This is a genomic window from Vibrio sp. 1F263 (assembly GCF_041439035.1).
Classification (GTDB): Bacteria; Pseudomonadota; Gammaproteobacteria; order Enterobacterales; family Vibrionaceae; genus Vibrio; species Vibrio tasmaniensis_A.
This window is the reverse complement of the sequence record NZ_JBGONI010000013.1, coordinates 11779-31588: the sequence shown is the minus strand read 5'-3', so window position 1 is coordinate 31588 and position 19810 is coordinate 11779. Positions and strand designations below refer to the sequence as shown.

Genomic DNA, 19810 nt, shown 5'->3' with positions numbered 1-19810 from the left:
TGGGAAATGAAGAGATTACTTATTCTTTTAGTCTTTGCTATGCCTGTCGTTTGTTCAGCGAACAGTTTACCGCTACTGAGCAGTTTGCCTTTGCTCCCCAGTCAAATCGATAGCTCTGCCCATAAGTTTTTTATCTCCACGCAAAGTGCATCGAGTGAAAGCTTTGATACTTGGACAGTAGACAGTGGTTATTCTTATAGCTTGTTTTCTGATGTGGATCTTTATGTCGGTACACGAATCAACACTGCTGCACTGAAATATGAGAGTGGATTCTTGAGTGGTGTTAGTTATCAGTTTTCCGAAAGAGTCTCTTTCAACAGCTCTCTACACACCTATAACAATGAAACAGAAGACAGTGATAAATCGGTAGCCGCAGAGCTTTCCAGCCGCGTGCAGCTAACCGATAATCTAGATATGCATGCCACCCTTGATTATGAAGAGTGGCAACAAGGTGTTGAGGTAGGATTAGGGTTTCGCTTCTAATCTATCCCACTTCTTTATCGATGAGCCCGTTAAGATTCAATCAACAATTCCGTTGAAATTAACACACCATTCCAATCGGCATAAATGTAATCACCGGGCTGAATCAGTTGATTGTGTATAGAGAGCGTCACATTCACTTGCCCAACACCGTGCTTCTCGGTTTTAAATGGAGAGGCTCCGAGAGCTTGAATACCAAGATCCATCTGCGCCATCATCGCAACATCACGCACCGCACCATTCACAATGACGCCTTCCCAACCATTTTCTATGGCTAGAATCGCCAATTGGTCGCCAAGTAACGCTTTTTGACACGAGCCATTGCCGTCTACAACGAGTACTTTGCCGCAGCCATCGGTCTCTAAAACCTCACGAACCTTGGAATTATCGTGATAACAACGAACTGTTACAATTTTTCCCCAGAACGCACCACGCTGGCCGAAGTTCTGTAATGGCATATTCAGTAGCGTGACTTTGCTTTCAAACTCATCACATAAGTCAGGTGTTATATCGTGCATATATCCTCCGTGAGTAAGGCAAACCTATTAAGTCAGGCGAGCCTCTATGCTTTTATATATTATTAAAATTAATCCTTTGTTTTCATTGTTCTATGCCCAATTTAATACGAAATAAAAGTTGATTGAGCATATTTATCTACTAGACTCTAAGGATAGCTTTCAGCTTCCTTGGTTCATAGTCCGGTCTTTAGCAAGCAAGATGTTCGAAACATCTCGAATAATCATTCTTATTTTGGTGCTAAATAGTCACCATAACATTGGTTAAGTTGTAGCCATACTATTAAAGTTTGTTGCGATACGGCAATTGATGTAAATCAACAAAGTGAATGGAATTAACATTCTCGCGTTGTTAGCATGCTGTTAACATTATAGAATCCTCTTAAATCACTAAAAGAATGATTGAAAGGCGTACTGGATCTACGTTATTGGGCAATACTTCAAGGAAGGCAGATAGCTGGAAGTAAGTGTTTTTTTGAAAACTTTAAGTTATCATCAAAAATACATTACCTGTATGTTATGTTTTGCCTAGAATTTATTCTATTAGCACAGTTTCGTCACAAATTTAGGTACCGCCAAATGCAAACCCCGCAGATTCTTATCGTTGAAGATGAGCAAGTAACTCGTAACACTCTAAAGAGTATTTTTGAAGCAGAGGGATATGCTGTTTTTGAGGCTAGCGACGGTGAAGAGATGCACCAAGTGCTATCTGATAACCAAGTTAACCTTGTAATTATGGACATCAACCTTCCAGGTAAGAATGGCCTACTACTTGCGCGTGAACTACGTGAGCAAGCAAATGTAGCGCTTATGTTCTTAACTGGTCGTGATAATGAAGTTGATAAGATCCTTGGCCTAGAAATCGGCGCTGATGACTACATCACTAAGCCTTTCAACCCTCGTGAGCTGACTATCCGTGCACGTAACCTTCTTAACCGTTCAATGAGCACAAGCTCTGTTCAAGAAGAAAAGCGTAGCGTTGAGAAGTACGAGTTCAATGGTTGGGTACTAGATATCAACAGTCGTTCTCTGGTTAGCCCAGATGGCGAAGGCTACAAGCTACCTCGTTCAGAGTTCCGTGCTCTACTTCACTTCTGTGAGAACCCAGGTAAGATCCAAACACGTGCAGACCTTCTTAAGAAGATGACTGGCCGTGAGCTTAAGCCACACGATCGTACTGTAGACGTAACAATCCGTCGTATTCGTAAGCACTTTGAATCTGTTTCTGGTACACCAGAAATCATCGCGACGATTCACGGTGAAGGCTACCGCTTTTGTGGTGACCTAGAAGACTAATTCGATTCGCGCTTCTGCCCGTTTAGTTCTTGCCGTCGATTAGCACTTCTAACCGATAGCACTCTAACCAGTTAGTACTTATAAACAGTTAGTACTTCTAGCAATCGAAGCGTGAACAATCGTTATTAAAAAGGGAGAATGCCAACGCATTCTCCCTTTTTTATTGTTCATTGTTCGCTAAGGTTTTAGTAAACCGTATCTACCTTCACGTCTTTCTCTACTAACCACTTCACGGTTTCGCCATCTTTGAGTTCAATCGCAACATCAACAGGCTTATCACTGTCGATCTCTAACTGCCATACAAAAGCGACTTCCCACTGCGTTTCACTATGTGTTCTTAAATCTAGATCGTCAGCAGTTACCAACAAGGTATCTGCACCCTGTTTAACCGTCACACTCTCAACCGCAAGTGTTGCTGGTAATTGTGAGTCAGACTCTAGGTAGATAGCACCATGCAAAGTCTTATCTTGAGCCTCCCCAATCGTAGGCATTTTGTTGTGCCACAGGTTGCTTTTCATTGTGACTGTCGCTGCAGATACTTCGACTTGATTATCTTGCTGCCATTCTACTTGTGGCGCAGAACAACCCGCTAATGCTACTACACATGCGGCAAATGCTAATTTTTTCATCATTCTTCTACCTTTGATTTAACCAACTCTTTAAGACTTCAATATCATTTTGGTATTCGTTATTTATTTCATCAACCCAATCTGAAATGTTCTCCCACCACGCAGGCATATCTGGAGATTGAGCTTTCTGAGCAACTTGCTGTATGCGTTTCAGGCCAATGGAACCTGCTGCACCTTTAATCTTGTGTGCCTCAGAAACGATACTGTCTTGATCTTTCGCAACCATATTGGAATTCAATATTTCCATATATTCCGGCATCATATCTTCAAACATCACGATACTATCCAAAACAGGTTTCGACCCGACAATGTCAACATAAGACTCTAGCATATCAATATCAAGCAAAGTGGTATCAATCGTTGAAAGAGCCGGCTTACTCGCTGTTACTTTCTCAACACCTGCTACTTTTACAACATCCTTTACTGTATCAATGCCCTCGGCTTTCTCAATAACCTCTGGGGCATCCTCAATCAACTCGCTGATGACATCCTGGATTGCACGAACCGACAGTGGTTTACTGATCGCTTCATCCATGCCTTTCTGGAAATACTCTTGCTTATTGTTTAATACATTCGCGGTTAATGCCACCAAAGGCGGCAATTGGCTATATTTCTCGCGGTAGTATTGGGCAATGTCGAAACCAGTCATATCTGGTAACTGGATATCCAGTAATACCAAGTCATAATCTTTCGGGTTGAAAACGATTTGTGCCTCTTTACCCGTCATTACCACTGTCACTTCATGCCCTAGGCTTTCAAGTAAAGAACGAGCTACTGTGATATTGAGCTCAATGTCTTCGACCATGAAAATCTTAAGGTTGGACTGCTTTCTTGGCGTTTTGATCAAAGCCTGAGTATCGTGATTAACTGGAACTCGAATCGAAATCGTAAAGGTACTACCAAACCCCTCTTCACTGGTGACTTCAATGTGACCATCCATCATATTGATCAGCTGTTGAGATACAGCAAGACCAATTCCGGTACCGACAGCGTGTAAATTGTCTGTTCCCGACTTTACCTGATAGTACATCGCGAAGATCTTCTCGATTTCGCTTTCAGGGATACCAATCCCGGTATCTTCTACTTCCATCGTGATGTTGGCAAAGTCGCCATCAATTTCAGCGCTGACCGTCATCACGACACCACCATCTTTGGTGAACTTCATCGCGTTGCTTACAAGGTTCCACAATACCTGTCTAAGACGAGTACCATCCACCTCAACTGCAGATGGGAGATCGGACAATCTTTCTAGATCAAACCTCAACCCTTTCTGCTCTGCCATTAACGCAGAAATGCTTTCGATCTCAACAACGAAATCTTCAAAATTGATAGGGGTTGGGAATAGCTCAAGCTTACGGCGGTCGAACTTATCCATGTCGATAATATCGTTAAAGATATTACCCAGTGTCACCGCACTCACCTTGATGGTTTGCATCTGCTTACGCTGCTCGGTCGTCAGCTGGCTATCCAATAACATGCGGCTCAAGCCGATGATGCCATTGAGCGGTGTTCTTAGCTCATGGCTAATGGTTGAGATAAAGGTGGTCTTATCGCGACTGGCTTTCTCTAGTGATTCTTGGTGCTCTTTACGCTCGGTAATATCACGACCAAAACCAACCAAGCCAAGGTGGCGACCATCTTTACTGTAGAAAGGCACCTTACGCAGCTCGAAGTAACTCTTACGTCCATCGGGGTATTCAAGCCATTGGTCATAGGTCAAAGCTTGGTTGTCAGCAAAGACTTTCTTATCGGTTTCAACAACTTGCTGGGCTACCTCTTTGCTGTAGACATCCCAAGGCGTCAAACCAACTAGCTCTTTTTCTGTTTTGCCCGTGAGTTCTTCAACCGCTCGGTTGCAACCTGAAAACACACCATCTTCATTGCGATAATAAATGAGGTCAGGCGAGGCATCGATAAACGAACGCAACAGCGCCGTACGTTCTGCTAATTCAAGCTGAGTTCGCTCACGCTGAAACACTTCGTTCTCAAGATCATGCATTGCTTCTGCACGCGCTTCTTCGGCTTTTTCACGATCTTCAATTTCTTGGTTGAGCTTTTCGATATTGAGTTGCAGTTTATTGTTGAGTTCTTGATCTCGCTCTCGCATGTCACCCAGCTTAGAGACCAATTTAGCCAACCTTTGGCGAGACTCTTCCAGTTGATCGACCACGACTGAGAGAAAATAGACCGCCCAAGGTGTGATCACTAAACCGAAGAAAACCGAACGGACAATGTCGATATCATCAACATTACCTTTGAGTGCGAGGGTGATACCGACTTGTACAACAACAGCAAGGGCAACAAGCGCTAGGGCGAGTAAGATAGAAAAGCGGACAATCCCCAATTTTACGAGCAGATCCACGTAATACTGGGCAAGATTTTTCATGGGTTTCATTTAGCGCTCCACGCGATAAGACTAGCAACATTCTACCTTGTTTGAAGAAAGTAGGTAAGCTAGCTACATCACACGCAGCAAGAGATTAGCGGTAATATCGAAGGTTAATCAACCAATATTAATACTAACCAAGCAATATCAATACTAGCCAAGCCACATAAATATTAGCCAAGTAATATAAATGCTAAACAAGAAAAAGACGGAGTCACTAAGTTACCCATTCTATAAAGTTAGTGAATAGAGTATGGATGCACTATCGAACGATTTCGACCATCAGATTTCGCTTGATACAACGCACTGTCAGCCAAGGCAACAGCAGACTCCATTTCGTCATCAGGTGTTGGTATATAAGAGACAATACCAATACTCACCGTGATGGAGTCTGACACTGTCGACTTCTCATGAGCTAATCCTAGTTTTTGCACTTCATCATGAATTCGACGAGCGACCATAAGCGCACCTTCTGTGGTTGTGTTTGGGAGAATAAAGCCAAACTCTTCACCACCGTATCGAGCCACGCAATCCGAAGAGCGATTCAACACCTGCTTAAAGGCTTGTGAAACCTGAATCAAAGCATCGTCACCTTGTTGGTGTCCATAGAAATCGTTATAGCCTTTAAAGAAGTCGATGTCACACAGCATAATCGTCAACGGCAATTTCTCACGCACATGATGATGCCACAATGTAGACAGCTGCTCATCGAAGCGACGTCGATTGGATACCTGAGTTAAACTATCCATAAAACTGAGGCGCTCAAGCTCTAAATTGGCTTCTTCAAGTTTCTGCTCGGCGAGGTAACGTTCTGTGATATCACGTGCCATGATCAGTACACCATTGGTACTCGATGCAGGGTCTCTAAAAGGCGACTTCACTACATCATACCAAGTAAACTCTCCATCACTTGAAACCAGTTTGTCGATGTAACGCAACGAGTTACCTTGATGAAGCACTTGATGATCACTCTCTGATACGCGCATATAAATGCTATTTGGTACTACGTCTTGTAGACGTTTACCCACTAAATCACTGACTTCAGAAATACCCAACGCTGCCACAAATGGCTTATTACACGCCTGGTAAACCATGTTTTCGTTGAAGATACCAATCGAGTCAGGGCTCGCTTCCAAGATGTTTTGTAAAATGGTGTCACGTTGTGCAAGTGCAACTTCAGTATCTTTACGCTTTTCCATTTCCCCACGCAGTTGTTGCTGCATGTCATGCCAATCCGTCACATCGTGACTTATCGAGAGCGTACCTATGGTTTCCCCACTTTGCGAGAGCAAAACACTTTGATAGGTTTCAAGGAGACACCCCTTACCATCTTGGTCTGTGGTCCATGAGCGCTCACTGACACGACCTTTTAAGGCACCACTAGACACACTTAAAGTGCCCTCTTCAGGGCGACCATGCCAAAACTTTTTAAACGCTCGATTACTCGCGACCAATTCACCCTTTTGATCGATGACATAGACCAACTCAGATAAAGAATCCAAAGCGGTACGGGCAACATTGAGATCACGAACCTCTTGGGAAATCTCTTCGTTGGTACTTTTATAAGGGGAAGCATGTATCATCCAAGCCTTTCTACTTCTAAAGTGGATCTTACGACCCACCAAGTTGATCTTAAAAGATTCAAATTCAGAAAGAACCCAAGACGAGAGATATTCAAACGTTCGAGAGTTGATGTGATCAGTGAGGTAATGACGAAAACTATTCTCAGCTTCCACTGTTGGAAAACGAAAGTGAGTACCTATTTGGCGGATACCAAGCAACTGCATGGCTTGGCGATTGGCGTACAAGATCTCGCCACTTCGGATGTCAACAAAATAAAGAGGTGAAGGTGTAGCAAGAAGAAGCTGTTCAATATATGACTGGTAACGTAAATAAATATGCCAGCAGATGAGACCTATCAGCAATAGAACAACGATATATATACCGTAGCCATACGCCCTATCCCATAACCAAGTCATTACCAGTTCCATCTGCTCTCAATCTATACTTATAAATTCTGTGAGGGAAATGTTACCACTATTTGTTGGTTTTATCTGCTGTTACCTACAGTCACCCATCCCTATCAATTGGTCGCGTTTAAAACAGGTTGCGTGTACTCGAATGCAAAGCCTGTTTTAATGCCTTGTGCGCCGGTTTTATCAAGCGAACGACCAATCTCAGTCATCGCCAACCAACGGTTCTCACACCATAAAGGAGAGAGTAGTGTCGGGCGTCTCGCCGCAGAAGATACACGATGATAAACCACGTCCGCTGGTGTGCGTTGAATGATCTCACTCGCGATATCAATGTACTCCTCAAGGCTTGGTGCTTCTAGCTTTCCTGCCTTCCAGGCTTTAGCCATAGTACTGCCTTCAACAATATGAAGCCCGTGAAGCTTGATACCATCAGTGCCAGCTGCTAATACCTTCTCTAGAGTTTCAAGGTTATCCGCTTTGGTTTCTTTGGGCAGGCCGACAATAAGGTGAGTACATACCTTGATTCCTAAAGCACGTGCGCGCTGGGTGATCGTTTCATACACAGTGAAATCGTGTCCGCGGTTAATTCGCTTGAGGGTTTTATCATTGGCTGTTTGCAGGCCGAGCTCTAGCCAAATTTCGTAACCTTGCTTAACGTACTCCGCGAGCAGGTCCAGTACTGCATCAGGCACGCAGTCTGGTCTCGTGCCAACACAAAGGCCAACAATCTCTGCTCCGGGTGCTTTTAGAGCCTCTTCATACATATTCTTGAGTACCTGCACCTCAGCGTAAGTACTGGTGTACGCCTGAAAATAAGCAAGATACTTCTTGGCACGAGCGATTTCACCCGCACGATCTGTTAATTGATCAGCAATACTTTGAACTTGAGTTTGTTCATCGGCAAAAGAAGCTACGTTGCAGAAGGTACAACCGCCACGGCCAATTGTCCCGTCTCGGTTTGGGCAACTAAACCCACCGTGAAGTGTCAGCTTGTGAACCTTCTCGCCATAACGACGTTGGAGATCTTGGCCGATAGTATTAACTAACTCGTGTAATTGCATATTTTCAAAGCACTCAAGTAAATAAGAATGAATATCAGTCTTTTTTGAAAAAAAATTACATCCCTGCAAAATTCGACCAATTAGTTTACGCAAGGATTTTTGCGAGCAACCTATCAAATATCAATAAACATGCAAAAAATAAGCTCTATTTGCCTAATGTTGCACATTTGTTAGGCATTAAATTCAAAACAAAACGAAAAAAATGGTCTACATCGGTTAACTTTCATTGCAATTCGCCTAGACAAAATTGTAGGATACTTACACATATTGGCTATTTCTGAGTGTTTACTTACATCGAAAACTTGCCAATAAGTCGGTGATATCTAACTCCCACCTATATAAACCACTAGTTTGTGGTTAAAAATAAACAGGTATCACTAAGGATTGTTTTTCTCGCAATACTTTTCCTGCGAGATACGGAAAGGATTCAAACCGCCAGCATAGGCAGGTTTAGACCCATAAATATAAAAGGACAAGGCTGACTTTATACAAATAAGTTGCGCCTAGATTTAACTGGAAGGATGTATCTATGGTAGATCAAGAGCAGAACTCACAGGGTCTGTATACTCCTGAATTGGAGCATGACGCTTGTGGTATCGGTTTTGTTGCTCATCTTAAGAATCGCAAATCTCATGATGTAGTAACTCAAGCACTCGATATGCTTGCACGTATGGAACACCGTGGCGGCCAAGGCTGTGATCCGTGTTCTGGTGATGGTGCAGGTATCCTGCTACAGAAGCCACACGAATTCTTACTAGAAGAAGCCGTAAAGCTTGGAATTAAACTGCCATCTTTTGAAAAATATGGTGTTGGTGTTGTACTTTTCCCTAAGGATGAATACAAACGTGCACAGTGTCGTGACATTCTAGAACGCAATGCACAGCGCCTTGAGTTAGAAGTGATCGGTTACCGAGAACTTCCAACTGACAATTCAATGATTGGTGCTGACCCACTAAGCACTGAACCTCAATTTGAACACGTATTTATTTCTGGCGGCCCTGGTATCACACCAGAAGAGCTTGAGCGTAAACTGTATGTTCTACGTAACTACACTGTTCGTGTATGCCTAGAAAGCGTGTCAAACATCGGTGACGACTTCTACATCAACTCTATGTCTTACAAGACATTGGTGTACAAAGGTCAGCTAACAACAGAACAAGTTCCTCAGTACTTCCTAGACCTGCAAAACCCAACTATGGTGACAGCTCTAGCACTTGTACACTCTCGCTTCTCTACCAATACATTCCCTCGTTGGCGTCTGGCTCAGCCTTTCCGTTACATAGCGCATAATGGCGAAATCAATACGGTTCGCGGCAATCTAAACTGGATGAAAGCACGTGAAGCAATACTAGAGTCGGATCTGTTTACACAAGCTGAAATCGACATGCTGCTTCCTATCTGTCAGGAAGGTAGCTCGGATTCATCAAACTTCGATATGGCGCTTGAGCTACTTGTTCTTTCAGGTCGTACTCTGCCACACGCATTAATGATGATGATCCCTGAAGCATGGCAAGAAAACAAAAACATGGATCCAACTCGTCGTGCGTTCTACCAGTACCACGCGAACGTAATGGAACCATGGGATGGCCCAGCTTCTGTCTGCTTCACTGATGGTGTTCAAGTTGGTGCAACGCTTGACCGTAACGGTCTGCGTCCTTCTCGCTACACAGTAACGAAAGACGACTTCCTAGTGATGGCGTCTGAATCTGGTGTTGTTGAGATCGCTCCCGAAAATGTTGAATACCGTGGTCGTTTACAACCAGGTCGTATCTTCGTTGCTGACCTTGAGCAAGGCCGCATCATTTCTGACGAAGAAGTGAAAGACGGTATTGCTAAAGCACAACCCTACGAAAAATGGGTTGAAGAGAACCTTCTGAGCTTGAAAAAGCTACCTGATGCGAACAACGAATTTAACCAACCTTCTCCAGAAAAGTTGCTTCATAAACAACAATCGTTTGGTGTGAGCTCTGAAGAAGTAAACGAAATCATTCTACCTCTTGCAAAAACAGGCTACGAGCCACTTTCTGCAATGGGCGCTGACTGGCCGCTAGCGATTCTTTCTCATCAATCGCAGCACCTTTCAAACTACTTCAAGCAATTATTTGCACAAGTAACAAACCCGCCAATCGATCCGATTCGTGAGCGTATGGTTATGTCTCTGAACACTTACCTAGGTAAGGATCAGAACCTACTTGCTGAAACGCCTGAACACTGTCAAAAAGTAGAACTTGAGTCTCCAGTTCTGTCTAACTCTGAGTTAGAGAAGCTACGTGCAATCGATAACGAGCACCTTCAAGCGAAGACGCTGGATATCGTATTCCAAGCAAACGGAGACAACGGTAAGTTAGAGCGCGCACTTAAGCGTATCTGCCAATACGCAGAAGACGCTGTGATTGATGGCTACTCTATCATCCTACTGACAGACCGTGCGGTTAACTCTACCCACGCCGCTATTCCAGCAATGCTGGCAGTTGGCGCGGTTCACCACCATCTTATCCGTAAAGGTCTAAGAGCTAAGTGTGACATTGTTGTTGAAACGGGCGATGCTCGCGAGACACACCACTTTGCAACGCTAATCGGCTACGGTGCGAACGCAGTTAACCCATACCTAGTTATTGAAACGATTGTTGAACTGCAACGTACAAAGAAGCTAGATCCAAACGTACACCCACGTGAGTTATTCGATAACTACCGTAAAGGTGTCAACGGCGGTCTACTGAAGATCTTCTCTAAGATGGGGATCTCTACGCTACAGTCTTACCACGGTGCGCAAATCTTTGAAGCACTTGGTGTAAGCAAGTCAGTGGTTGAAAAATACTTCACTGGTACTGTTTCTCGTATCCAAGGTCTAACGATCGATGATATCGCACGAGAAGTGCTAGTTCGTCACCGTGTTGGTTACCCAGCTCGTGAAATCCCAGCTCAGATCCTTGATGTTGGCGGTGTTTACCAGTGGAAACAACGTGGCGAGAAGCACCTATTCAACCCTGAAACGATTTCTCTACTTCAAGAGTCGACGCGTAACAAAGATTACGGTCAATTCAAGAAGTACGCAAAAGCAGTTGATGACCAAGGCGACAACGCAGCAACGCTACGTAGCCAACTGGATTTCATCAAGAATCCTGCAGGCTCTATTCCTCTAGCGGAAGTAGAACCCATCGAGAACATCCTTAAGCGTTTCGCAACCGGCGCAATGAGCTTTGGTTCAATCTCACATGAGGCTCACTCAACACTGGCTGTTGCAATGAACCGCATTGGCGCGAAGTCAAACTCAGGTGAAGGTGGTGAAGATCCAGCTCGTTTCGAACGTAAAGAAAACGGTGACTGGGAGCGTTCAGCAATCAAACAGGTGGCTTCTGGTCGCTTTGGTGTGACGTCTTACTACCTATCTAACGCTGATGAGCTGCAAATCAAGATGGCTCAAGGTGCAAAACCTGGCGAAGGTGGTCAACTACCTGGTGATAAGGTTGATGATTGGATCGGTGCAACACGTCACTCGACTCCCGGCGTAGGTCTTATCTCTCCACCGCCACACCACGATATCTACTCAATCGAAGATTTGGCTCAGCTGATCTACGATCTGAAAAACGCGAACCGTAACGGCCGTGTCAACGTGAAGCTAGTATCAGAAGCAGGCGTAGGTACGATTGCATCGGGTGTAGCAAAAGCGAAAGCTGACGTGGTACTTATCGCAGGTTTTGATGGTGGTACGGGTGCATCTCCTATGTCTTCTATCCGTCACACCGGTCTGCCTTGGGAGCTGGGTCTAGCGGAAACTCACCAAACACTACTGAAAAACGGCCTACGTAACCGTATCGTTGTTCAGTCTGATGGTCAGATGAAAACACCACGAGACCTTGCAGTAGCAACGTTACTTGGCGCTGAAGAATGGGGCGTAGCAACAGCAGCTCTAGTGGTTGAAGGCTGTATCATGATGCGTAAGTGTCACAAGAATACATGTCCTGTTGGTATCGCAACACAAAACAAGACCCTGCGTGAGCGTTTCGACGGCCGCGTAGAAGACGTAGTAACGTTCTTCCAATACATGGCAGAAGGTCTGCGTGAAGTAATGGCTGAACTTGGCTTCCGCTCTATCGATGAGATGGTTGGTCAATCGCACAAACTTAAAGTTCGTGATGACATCGGTCACTGGAAGTACAAGAACCTCGACCTAACACCTGTACTGCACATTGAGCAGGCGCGTGAAGACGACGGTATCTACAACCAGAGACAACAAAACCACAACCTAGAAGATGTTCTTGACCGTAAACTGATTCAAGCTGCCATTCCAGCGCTTGAGAAAGGCGAAGCCGTGAATGCGACCTTCCCTATCATCAACACGGACCGCTCTGCGGGTACGATGCTATCGAATGAAATTTCGAAAGTTTACAAAGATCAAGGTTTACCACAGCCAATGAACGTTAAGTTCCACGGTAGTGCAGGTCAATCGTTCGGTGCGTTCCTTGCGAAAGGCGTTAAGTTCGAAGTAGAAGGCGACGCGAACGATTACTGGGGTAAAGGTCTGTCTGGCGGTACTTTGGTACTGTACCCAGATGCGAAATCTACTATCGTTGCTGAAGACAACATCGTTGTGGGTAACGTATGTTTCTACGGTGCAACCTCAGGTGAATCTTTCATTCGCGGTATGGCTGGCGAACGTTTCTGTGTTCGTAACTCTGGTGCGAAGGTTGTTGTTGAGGGTGTTGGTGACCACGGTTGTGAATACATGACAGGTGGCGCGGCAATTATCCTTGGCTCAACGGGTCGTAACTTTGCTGCAGGTATGAGTGGCGGTGTCGCTTATGTTTGGGATAAAGCAGGCGACTTCGAAACCAAGCTCAACGCAGAACTTGTAGACCTAGATCCAATTGAACAAGAAGATAAAGATCTTCTACTAGATATGCTAACGAAGCATGTTGAATTCACAGGAAGTGAAGTTGCTCAGTCTTTCCTAGACAACTTTGAAGTAAGTGTCGCATCACTAGTTAAAGTAATGCCACGCGACTACAAAGCAGTTCTTGAGAAGCGTAAAGCTGAAGCACAACAGGCACAAACGGAAGAAGTGGAGGCAGTATAATGGGTAAGCCTACTGGATTTTTAGAACACGGTCGTGAGCTTCCAAAAAAGCTCGACCCGTCAGTTCGAATTGAAGACAACAAAGAGTTCGTACTTAACGAAGAGTTTGGTGAAAAGATCAGTACTCAAGCATCTCGTTGTATGGACTGTGGCGTACCTTTCTGTCACAACGGCTGTCCGATTGGTAACATCATCCCAGAATTCAATGACGCGGTTTATCGTGACAGCTGGGAAGAGGCTTGGAACATTCTAAGCTCTACCAACAACTTCCCTGAGTTTACAGGTCGTGTTTGTCCTGCTCCTTGTGAAAGTGCCTGTGTTCTTGGCATCAACCAAGACCCAATCACTATCTGTAATATCGAGAAAACGATTGTAGAAACTGCGTACCGTGAAGGGTACGCAAAGCCTAAGACACCACGCTCTCGTACAGGTAAAACTGTCGCGGTTATCGGTTCAGGTCCTGCTGGCTTAGCCGCAGCTGAGCAGCTAAACAGCGCTGGTCACTCGGTAACGGTATTTGAACGTGACGAGAAAGTCGGTGGTCTACTTCGCTTCGGTATCCCAGATTTCAAACTGGGTATGGACGTGATTGATCGTAAGATCAACCTAATGGCTGAAGCTGGCGTTGAGTTTAAAGTGAACCAACACATCGGTGTTGATGTTAATGCTCAACAGCTACGCCAAGAATTTGATGTGGTATTGCTAACGGGTGGTTCTACGGTTCCACGTGACTTGCCAATCCCAGGTCGTGAGCTGAAAGGCGTTCACTTTGCCATGGAATTCCTTGGTCAAAACAACCGCCGTGCCAACGACCTAGATCTTAAGACAGAAGAACTTCACGCTAAAGATAAGCACATTGTGGTTATCGGTGGTGGTGATACGGGGTCTGACTGTGTGGGCACATCAAACCGTCATAAAGCAGCAAGCATTACTCAGGTTGAGATCATGCCGATCCCACCAGAGAAACGCCCTGCAAATATGCCTTGGCCTCAATACCCAATGATCATGAAAACGACCACTTCTCACGAAGAGGGTTGTGAACGTCATTGGAACATCCTGACTAAAGAGTTCATCTCTGACGATAACGGTAATGTAACCGGACTTCGTATCGCTGACATCGTTTGGCAAGACGCAAAACCAGGCGAACGTCCAGGTTTTGATGAAGTAGCGAACTCTGAACGTGTTATCCCTTGTGACATGGCATTCCTTGCAATGGGCTTCTTACACCCAGAGCCAACAGGCGTGCTTGCTCAGCTAGACATTAAACTGGACGAGCGTGGTAACGTTGCTTCTGAAGGCTTTGCGACCAACCAGAAAGGCGTTTTCGCTGCTGGTGATATGCGTACTGGTCAATCTCTGGTTGTACGTTGTATTAATGAAGGTCGTGAATGTGCAATTGCCATTGATGACTTCTTAATGGGTAACTCAAACTTAGAAGCGAAAGCAGATTCACTCATGCTTTCCGCATAATATTTCTCGGGCTAGCGTCGATGACGTTAGCCTAGAGGAAAAGCAACACCCTTCCTAACTTTTATGTTTGGCTAGCACTCGATGCTAGCCTTTTTTCTATCTGGCCTTTAACTCTTTCTCAATCACTCCGGCTGTGCATGTTAAATCTCGTTAACATCTAGCTCTTATATCTCATTGATCTTCATCGACTATTTCAGATTATTACGTGGTTAATCGCGTTTACACATGATAATTAACCATGAACTTGACCTTAAACACAATTAGCTATACGTTGTAAAGCTGATGAAAATAAAACCAATCGGTTTTGTTAACACAACCAATAACGTTTTAGCTAGCTAAAAACAAACTATCAGTTTATATAAGAACAAGTTCATAAAAAATAACAAGTACATGAATAGTTAGTCATTTACTGTCTGGATGACAGCGAAGCAAAAGGGAGAATTGCAATGGCTCTATATGATCCTAGTCTTGAAAAAGACAACTGTGGATTTGGTTTAATAGCGCAAATGGAAGGCCAACCGAGTCATAAGTTGGTGCGAACTGCTATTTCAGCCCTCGATCGCATGACACACCGTGGTGGTATCGCCGCGGATGGTAAAACCGGAGATGGCTGTGGCTTATTGCTACAGAAGCCAGACTCTTATCTCAGAATTATTGCTGAAGAGAATAACTTCAAGCTCGGCAAGCAATACGCTGTCGGCATGATTTTCTTCAGCCAAGATCCAATCAAAGCGCAATCGGCGCAAGACATCGTCAATAAAGAACTCGCTCAAGAAACGTTAACCGTTGCAGGTTGGCGTGTCGTGCCGACCAACACCGACGTATTAGGCCCAATCGCCAAAGATTCTGTTCCCAATATTCAACAAGTGTTTATCTCGGCCCCAGCAGGTTGGCGTGAGCGCGATATTGAACGACGCCTTTATATCGCTCGTCGTCGAATTGAAAAGCAGATCACCGAAGACAAAGATTTTTATATTTGTAGCCTGTCGACTCAAGTCATGGTCTACAAAGGCTTGTGTATGCCCGCCGATCTTCCGCGATTTTACCTCGATCTTGCTGACTTACGTATGGAATCAGCAATATGTCTGTTCCACCAGCGCTTTTCAACCAACACACAACCGCGTTGGCCACTTGCTCAACCATTCCGTTATTTGGCGCACAATGGTGAAATCAATACCATCGAGGGTAACCGTCAATGGGCCAAGGCTCGTGCCTATAAATTCTCTTCGCCGCTGCTGCCCGATTTACAAACGGCCGCACCTTTTGTGAATGAGACAGGATCAGACTCCTCAAGCTTAGACAACATGCTCGATCTATTCCTTGCCGGTGGTATGGATGTATTCCGAGCGATGCGTATGCTTGTGCCGCCCGCTTGGCAAAACCACCCAGACATGGATCCTGAGCTTCGTGCCTTTTACGATTTCAACTCCAAGCACATGGAACCGTGGGATGGTCCAGCGGGTATCGTACTGTCTGACGGCCGTTATGCTGCATGTAACCTCGACAGAAACGGATTACGCCCTGCTCGCTATGTGATCACAAAAGACAACCTAATCACCTTGGCATCTGAAGTCGGTATCTGGAATTATGCGCCAGACGAAGTGGCAGAGAAAGGACGTGTTGGCCCTGGTGAATTACTCGTTATTGATACGCGTCGCGGTAAGCTATGGCAGTCGAACGAGATCGACAATGATCTTAAAGGCCGTCACCCATATAAAGAGTGGATGGATAAGAACGTTCACAAATTAACACCGTTTTCCGCACTAGCAGATGACCAAGTCGGTAAGCGTAATTTTGATGATGACACCCTAAAGACCTATCAAAAACAGTTTGCAATGAGCAACGAAGAGTCAGACCAAGTACTGCGTGTACTCGGTGACATGGGACAAGAAGCGGTCGGTTCTATGGGCGACGATACGCCAATGGCAGTGCTGTCTTCTAAAGAGCGCCTAATCACCGACTATTTCCGTCAGAAGTTTGCTCAAGTCACCAACCCACCGATTGATCCTTTGCGTGAAAAACACGTTATGTCTCTGGCAACCAGTATCGGCCAAGAGATGAATGTGTTCTGTGAAACCGATGGGCATGCTTACCGTGTGACGTTTGATTCACCCGTTCTGCTTTATTCTGATATGCAGCAACTTCTGCAATTAAATCAAAAGCATTATGGCCATACGATTCTTAGCATGCACTATGACCCAGCAGAAAAAGAGCTCGAACAAGCCATCAACGACTTGTGTGATCGTGCAGTTCAAGATGTACGTGACGGCGCCGTTTTGGTTGTGCTTTCAGACAAAGGTTTAGAGAAAGGTAAGCTACCCGTTCCAGCAGCCATAGCGGTCGGTGCGGTGCAAACTCGACTTGCAGACAACAACCTGCGTTGTGATGCTAACATAGTAGTTGAAACAGCAACCGCACGTGACCCACACCAATTTGCCGTACTGCTTGGCTTCGGCGCAACCGCGGTTTACCCGTATCTCGCTTATGAAGCTCTGGGCAAAATGTTGGACGAGGGTTCATTAGATAAAGACTATCGCACTGCATTGCAAAATTACCAAAACGGCATCAACAAAGGTCTGTATAAGATCATGTCGAAGATGGGTATATCGACAATTGCTTCGTATCGCTGCTCGCAGTTATTTGAGGCGGTCGGCTTACATACCGATGTCGTTGATTTGTGTTTCCGTGGCGTAACGACTCGTATCCAAGGCGCTAGCTTTAGCGACTTCCAACAAGATATCTATAATCTATCTCGTAAAGCATGGACTAAGCGTAAACCACTGGAACATGGTGGCTTACTCAAATATGTACATGGCGGCGAATACCACGCGTACAACCCAGATGTAGTCAGTACCTTGCAAACCGCCGTAAAGACAGGCGAAACATCAGATTATCAATCTTTTGCGAAGCAAGTTAATGCTCGCCCAGCTGCTATGCTGCGCGACTTAATGAGCCTCAAAAAAGCCGATCAACCTCTACCTCTAGAACAAGTCGAGCCGAGTAGCGATCTCTTTAAACGCTTCGACTCGGCAGCCATGTCGATTGGTGCCTTGAGCCCAGAAGCTCATGAAGCGCTGGCCATGGCGATGAACCGCTTAGGTGGTTATTCCAACTCTGGTGAAGGTGGTGAAGATCCACGACGCTTTGGGACTGATCGCAACTCACGAATTAAACAGATAGCTTCTGGTCGTTTTGGTGTGACGCCACATTACTTAACCAATGCGGATGTTCTACAAATCAAAGTCGCACAAGGTGCGAAACCAGGCGAAGGCGGTCAACTACCGGGTCATAAAGTCACGGCAGAAATCGCTAAGCTGAGATACTCAGTTCAAGGCGTGACTCTGATCTCTCCTCCTCCACATCACGATATTTATTCTATCGAAGATCTGGCGCAGCTGATTTTCGACCTTAAGCAAGTTAACCCTAACGCCTTGGTTTCAGTAAAGTTAGTATCTGAACCGGGTGTAGGCACCATTGCTACGGGTGTAGCGAAAGCTTATGCCGACTTGATTACGATCTCCGGTTACGACGGTGGTACCGCGGCAAGCCCGCTGACTTCAGTGAAATACGCAGGTTGTCCTTGGGAGCTTGGCTTAGCCGAGACTCAACAAGCACTAGTTGCCAACGGACTTCGTCATAAGATCCGTCTGCAAGTCGATGGTGGTTTAAAAACCGGCCTCGACGTCATTAAAGGCGCGATTTTAGGTGCAGAGAGCTTTGGTTTTGGTACCGCACCAATGGTCGCCATGGGTTGTAAGTTCTTAAGAATTTGTCACCTAAATAACTGTGCGACGGGTGTGGCGACTCAAGATGAAACCCTACGTCGTGAATACTTCAAAGGCCTACCAGACATGGTGGTGAACTACTTTACCGGCCTAGCCGATGAAGTTCGCCAGTACCTTGCAGAACTTGGCGTAGAGAAACTTACTGATCTGATTGGTCGTACTGACTTGCTTGAAGCCGTTCAAGGCCTCACTGCGAAACAGAGCAAACTCGATCTCTCTTCAATACTCGAAGCTCCAGTATCTCCAGAAGGTCACCCACTGTTTTGGACTGAGCCAAACGCACCATTTGATAAGGCTCAGCTCAACCAACAGATCCTTGATGATGCAATTGATGCGATTGAGAAACGTCAATCCACCAGCCTTTACTACAACGTGATCAACACCGATCGCTCGATTGGTGCTCGTATCTCTGGTGAAATTGCCAAACGTTACGGTAACCAAGGTATGGCTGGCTCACCAATTAAGTTGTATCTCGATGGTACAGCAGGCCAATCCTTTGCGGTTTGGAACGCCGGAGGCGTAGAGCTATATCTGACAGGCGATGCCAATGACTATGTTGGCAAAGGCATGGCTGGCGGCAAAGTGGTTATCAAGCCGCACCAAGGCACCGCATTTACTTGTAACGAAGCGACCATCATAGGCAACACTTGTCTGTATGGCGCAACCGGAGGCAAGCTATTTGCCGCAGGTACTGCGGGCGAACGATTTGGCGTGCGTAACTCAGGTACCGTTGCTGTGATTGAAGGTGCGGGTGACAACGCCTGTGAATACATGACTGGCGGTATTGTTGCCATTCTTGGCGCAACTGGCGTCAACTTCGGCGCGGGTATGACGGGTGGTTTTGCTTATGTCATGGATAAGAATGAAGACTTCCAAGGCCGTGTGAACAACGAATCGGTCGAAGCGCTTTCTCTGTCTGATCTATTTATCCACCAAGAACATCTACGCGGCCTGATTGCAGAGCACTTAGAAGAGACTGGCTCAGTACACGCTGAAGCTATTCTGGCGAACTTTGATGAATGGATTCCGAAGTTCTACCTAGTGAAGCCAAAGACGGCGGATCTTAACACCTTGCTCGGTCACCAAAGCCGTAGCTCTGCTGAACTTCGTGTTCAAGCGCAATAATTGGAAGGAGC

Annotated in this window: 10 protein-coding genes; 5 read left to right on the top strand and 5 right to left on the bottom strand. The window is 45.4% G+C overall.

What is annotated here, in order from left to right:
- The first annotated feature begins 6 nt into the window (after nt 1–6).
- Entirely contained in the window at nt 7–483 is a 477-nt protein-coding gene (locus ACED25_RS10825) for a hypothetical protein (RefSeq protein WP_009848411.1), read from the top strand.
- A 29-nt stretch (nt 484–512) separates the two neighbouring features.
- On the opposite strand, the gene ACED25_RS10820 is transcribed toward ACED25_RS10825, so the two are convergent.
- Complete coding sequence (locus tag ACED25_RS10820; protein ID WP_017098326.1) at nt 513–998, bottom strand: putative 4-hydroxy-4-methyl-2-oxoglutarate aldolase; 486 nt, start codon at nt 996–998, stop codon at nt 513–515.
- Between the two features lie 576 nt (nt 999–1574).
- On the opposite strand from ACED25_RS10820, the gene arcA reads away from it, so the two are divergent.
- On the top strand, nt 1575–2291 hold the full coding sequence (gene arcA / locus ACED25_RS10815; protein WP_004741534.1) for a two-component system response regulator ArcA: 717 nt from the start codon (nt 1575–1577) through the stop codon (nt 2289–2291).
- A 185-nt stretch (nt 2292–2476) separates the two neighbouring features.
- Here arcA and ACED25_RS10810 read toward each other — a convergent pair whose 3' ends face one another.
- The 4 genes from ACED25_RS10810 to ACED25_RS10795 all read right to left on the bottom strand — a co-directional run bounded on the left by ACED25_RS10810 (nt 2477) and on the right by ACED25_RS10795 (nt 8343).
- Nucleotides 2477–2920 carry a hypothetical protein gene (locus tag ACED25_RS10810; protein WP_012603236.1) on the bottom strand — a complete coding sequence of 148 codons (444 nt, stop codon included), beginning with the start codon at nt 2918–2920 and terminating at the stop codon, nt 2477–2479.
- Nucleotides 2921–2927: 7 nt separating this feature from the next.
- Nucleotides 2928–5315, bottom strand: a complete 2388-nt coding sequence (arcB, locus tag ACED25_RS10805; RefSeq protein ID WP_017100508.1) for an aerobic respiration two-component sensor histidine kinase ArcB — start codon at nt 5313–5315, stop codon at nt 2928–2930.
- Between the two features lie 230 nt (nt 5316–5545).
- Entirely contained in the window at nt 5546–7297 is a 1752-nt protein-coding gene (locus ACED25_RS10800; RefSeq protein WP_012603234.1) for a diguanylate cyclase, read from the bottom strand.
- Nucleotides 7298–7389: 92 nt separating this feature from the next.
- Entirely contained in the window at nt 7390–8343 is a 954-nt protein-coding gene (locus tag ACED25_RS10795; protein ID WP_017100509.1) for a TIGR01212 family radical SAM protein, read from the bottom strand.
- A gap of 529 nt (nt 8344–8872) precedes the next feature.
- Here ACED25_RS10795 and gltB (ACED25_RS10790) point away from each other — a divergent pair.
- From gltB (ACED25_RS10790) to gltB (ACED25_RS10780), 3 genes are all read left to right on the top strand, one after another.
- On the top strand, nt 8873–13420 hold the full coding sequence (gltB, locus tag ACED25_RS10790; protein WP_371695250.1) for a glutamate synthase large subunit: 4548 nt from the start codon (nt 8873–8875) through the stop codon (nt 13418–13420).
- On the top strand, nt 13420–14889 hold the full coding sequence (locus ACED25_RS10785; RefSeq protein WP_017098322.1) for a glutamate synthase subunit beta: 1470 nt from the start codon (nt 13420–13422) through the stop codon (nt 14887–14889). Before gltB (ACED25_RS10790) ends, ACED25_RS10785 begins: the two co-directional genes overlap by 1 nt.
- Before the next feature lie 446 nt (nt 14890–15335).
- Entirely contained in the window at nt 15336–19799 is a 4464-nt protein-coding gene (gene gltB / locus ACED25_RS10780; protein WP_371695249.1) for a glutamate synthase large subunit, read from the top strand.
- Nucleotides 19800–19810: the final 11 nt, after the last annotated feature.

Coding starts and splice junctions, on each gene's coding strand:
- ACED25_RS10825 (WP_009848411.1), top strand. CDS start 7: ATGAAGAGATTACTTATTCTTTTAGTCTTTGCTATGCCTGTCGTTTGT.
- ACED25_RS10820 (WP_017098326.1), bottom strand. CDS start 998: ATGCACGATATAACACCTGACTTATGTGATGAGTTTGAAAGCAAAGTC.
- arcA (WP_004741534.1), top strand. CDS start 1,575: ATGCAAACCCCGCAGATTCTTATCGTTGAAGATGAGCAAGTAACTCGT.
- ACED25_RS10810 (WP_012603236.1), bottom strand. CDS start 2,920: ATGAAAAAATTAGCATTTGCCGCATGTGTAGTAGCATTAGCGGGTTGT.
- arcB (WP_017100508.1), bottom strand. CDS start 5,315: ATGAAACCCATGAAAAATCTTGCCCAGTATTACGTGGATCTGCTCGTA.
- ACED25_RS10800 (WP_012603234.1), bottom strand. CDS start 7,297: ATGGAACTGGTAATGACTTGGTTATGGGATAGGGCGTATGGCTACGGT.
- ACED25_RS10795 (WP_017100509.1), bottom strand. CDS start 8,343: ATGCAATTACACGAGTTAGTTAATACTATCGGCCAAGATCTCCAACGT.
- gltB (WP_371695250.1), top strand. CDS start 8,873: ATGGTAGATCAAGAGCAGAACTCACAGGGTCTGTATACTCCTGAATTG.
- ACED25_RS10785 (WP_017098322.1), top strand. CDS start 13,420: ATGGGTAAGCCTACTGGATTTTTAGAACACGGTCGTGAGCTTCCAAAA.
- gltB (WP_371695249.1), top strand. CDS start 15,336: ATGGCTCTATATGATCCTAGTCTTGAAAAAGACAACTGTGGATTTGGT.